The organism is Mycolicibacterium vaccae NBRC 14118 = CIP 105934 (assembly GCF_001552715.1).
Classification (GTDB): domain Bacteria; phylum Actinomycetota; class Actinomycetes; order Mycobacteriales; family Mycobacteriaceae; genus Mycobacterium; species Mycobacterium vaccae.
Map to the genome: position 1 here is coordinate 1 of NZ_BCRS01000304.1, position 2,695 is coordinate 2,695.

Annotated in this window: 2 protein-coding genes and 1 pseudogene; 1 reads left to right on the forward strand and 2 read right to left on the reverse strand. The window is 69.1% G+C overall.

Annotated elements, in window-relative coordinates:
- On the reverse strand, positions 1-1,339 hold a 1,339-nt coding region (locus MVA01S_RS29445), incomplete at its 3' end, for a DEAD/DEAH box helicase (protein WP_060941820.1).
- 248 nt (positions 1,340-1,587) lie between these two features.
- Here MVA01S_RS29445 and MVA01S_RS29450 point away from each other — a divergent pair.
- Positions 1,588-2,301 (forward strand): ferritin-like fold-containing protein, encoded by a 714-nt coding sequence (locus MVA01S_RS29450; RefSeq protein ID WP_003929161.1) that lies wholly within the window; start codon positions 1,588-1,590, stop codon positions 2,299-2,301.
- 85 nt (positions 2,302-2,386) lie between these two features.
- Here the strand turns inward: MVA01S_RS29450 and MVA01S_RS29455 are convergent.
- Positions 2,387-2,695 (reverse strand): annotated as a pseudogene (locus MVA01S_RS29455) (hypothetical protein); the annotation flags it as partial.

Genomic DNA, 2,695 nt, shown 5'->3' on the forward strand with positions numbered 1-2,695 from the left:
GGGTGCGGTTACGCGCCGGACGGTCGCCGTCCTCGCGGGGCTCGCGCCGCTCACCGTCCTCGCGTCGCTCGCGCTTGGGCTTGTCCGCCGTGCGCGCCGCCTTGCCGATGGAGCCGCCGGCGTCGGCCGGGATGTTGAGTTCCTCGTAGAGGTGCGGCGAGTTCGAATAGGTCTCGGCGGGGTCGGGGGTGTCCAGGCCCAGCGCCTTGTCGATCATCGTCCAGCGCGGCAGCTCGTCCCAGTCGACCAGGGTGACGGCGATGCCGGTCTTGCCCGCGCGGCCGGTGCGGCCGATGCGGTGCACGTAGGCCTGCTCGTCCTCGGGGATCTGGAAGTTGATGACGTGGGTGATGTCGTCGATGTCGATGCCGCGCGCGGCGACGTCGGTGGCGACCAGCACGTCGACCTCACCCGTGCGGAACGACTTCAGCGCCTTCTCGCGCGCGGCCTGTCCCAGATCGCCGTGCACGGCGCCGACCTTGAAGCCGCGCTCGGCCAGCTCGTCGGCGACCTTCTGCGCGGTGCGCTTGGTGCGGGTGAAGATCATCGTCGCGCCGCGGCCCTCGGCCTGCAGGATGCGGGCGACCATCTCGACCTTGTCGAGCGCGTGCGCACGGTAGGCGAACTGCTCGGTGCTGTCGTGGGTGGCCGACGAGTGCGGCGCCTCGGCGCGGATGTGTGTCGGCTGGGTCATGAACGTGCGGGCCAGGGTGATGATCGGGTCCGGCATGGTGGCCGAGAACAGCATGGCCTGGCGCTTGGCCGGGATCTGCTTGAGGATCCGCTCGATGTCGGGCAGGAAGCCCAGGTCGAGCATCTCGTCGGCCTCGTCGAGGACCAGCACGCTGAGCCCGCCGAGCTGCAGGTGGCCCTGCTGGGCCAGATCGAGCAGGCGGCCCGGGGTGCCGACGACGACGTCGACGCCCTTCTGCAGCGCCTCGATCTGCGGCTCGTAGGGGCGTCCGCCGTAGATCGCGGTCACCGTGAGCTTGCGGGTGTCGTCGGCCATCAGGTACTTCGACGCGCCGAGGAGGTCCTCGTAGACCTGGATGCACAGCTCGCGGGTCGGGACGACGATCAGGGCGCGGGGGATGCCCGTGAGCGGCCGTTCGGTGTCGGTGGTGATCCGGTGCAGCAGCGGCACGCCGAAGGCGAAGGTCTTACCCATGCCGGTACGGGCCTGGCCGATGAGATCGTCGCCGGCCAGCGCGAGCGGCAGGGTCAGCTCCTGGATCGCGAAAGCGTGCTCGATGCCTTCCTCGGCGAGCGCGCGGACGATCTCGTCGCGTACTCCGAGCTGGGCGAATGTGGGGTTTTGATGTGTAGTTACGGGTGTCATGCTCAGGAAACGAAGCCTTTCACTTATTCCTCATGCGTTCCACGCGCGCACGAGTTGTGAAGAGAACTTCGCCGGGCCCTGCGCTGAGGAGGCGGGCCGCCGCGTGCACGCACATTTCTTAGGTGTCTGCGGCCAGAGAGGCCGGCGAATGGTTCGATCCGTCGGCACCTGCGCCGACACCGCGTCCCATGGTAGCCGGTCTAGCAAGCGCGAGCCGCATCGCCGGGCCCGGAGTCTAGAGTTGGTCCATGTCTTCGACTCCGTCAGCGGCCGCTGAATCCGCCCGCGCGAGCGAGCCGGAGGGACCGGCGGGTTCGCGCGTCTCGTCCGGGCATCCCGGCATCAACGAGCTGTTCGCGCTGCTCGCGTACGGGGAGGTCGCGGCGTTCTACCGCCTCACCGAGGAGGCGCGGATGGCGCCGAACCTGAACGGCCGGATCAACATGGCCAGCATGGCGGCCGCCGAGATGAACCACTACGAGGTGCTGCGCGACGCGCTGGCGCGCCGCGGTGTCGACATCGTCCCCGCGATGACGAAGTACGCGTCCGCGCTGGAGAACTACCACCGGCTGACGACGCCGAGCACCTGGCTGGAGGCGCTGGTCAAGACCTACATCGGCGACGCGCTGGCCGCCGATTTCTACCTGGAGATCGCCGACGTGATGCCCGGCGAGGTGGCCGACGTGGTGCGTTCGGTGCTGTCGGAGACCAGCCACTCCCAGTTCGTGGTGGCCGAGGTGCGCGCCGCGGTGACGGCCAGTGACCGGCAGCGGCACCGGCTGGCGCTGTGGTCGCGGCGGCTGCTGGGCGAAGCGATCACCCAGGCCCAGTTCGTGCTGGCCGAACACGACGAACTGGTCGATCTGGTGATGTCGGGGGGCGGGCTGTCGCACATGACCGACTTCTTCGACCGCCTGCAGAACACCCACGCGAGCCGCATGCAGGAGCTCGGCCTCGCCTGACCCGGCCTGGCTTTCCGCCGAAACCGCATTCCACGCGGTCCTCAGGCGGGAATTGCCGCGTGGAATGCGGTTTCGGCGGTGAAGGTCACCGGGTGCAGTTGGTGATGATCGAGTTGTTGTTCTGCGCCGCGATCAGCGAGCCGTTGGCGTCCAGGATCGCGCAGTTGAGCTGACCGGACACGCTCGTCGCGGTCACCGAGCTCAGCGTCACGCCGGGATTGAGCACCAACGTCTTCGACCACGGCAGAGCCACGTTCACGTCGGTCTGCAGCGCGCCCTGCTCGTCGGTGTAGATCACGGTCACCAGGTCGAGCAGCTGGCGGTTGCCGGTGATGCGGTAGGTGACCGTGCCCGCGGCCGCCGCGGGGGGCGGCGGCGCGGCCTGCGGCGCGGG

Bases quoted from the DNA above. Each gene is read 5' to 3' on its own strand.
- MVA01S_RS29450 (WP_003929161.1), top strand. From the start codon at position 1,588: ATGTCTTCGACTCCGTCAGCGGCCGCTGAATCCGCCCGCGCGAGCGAG.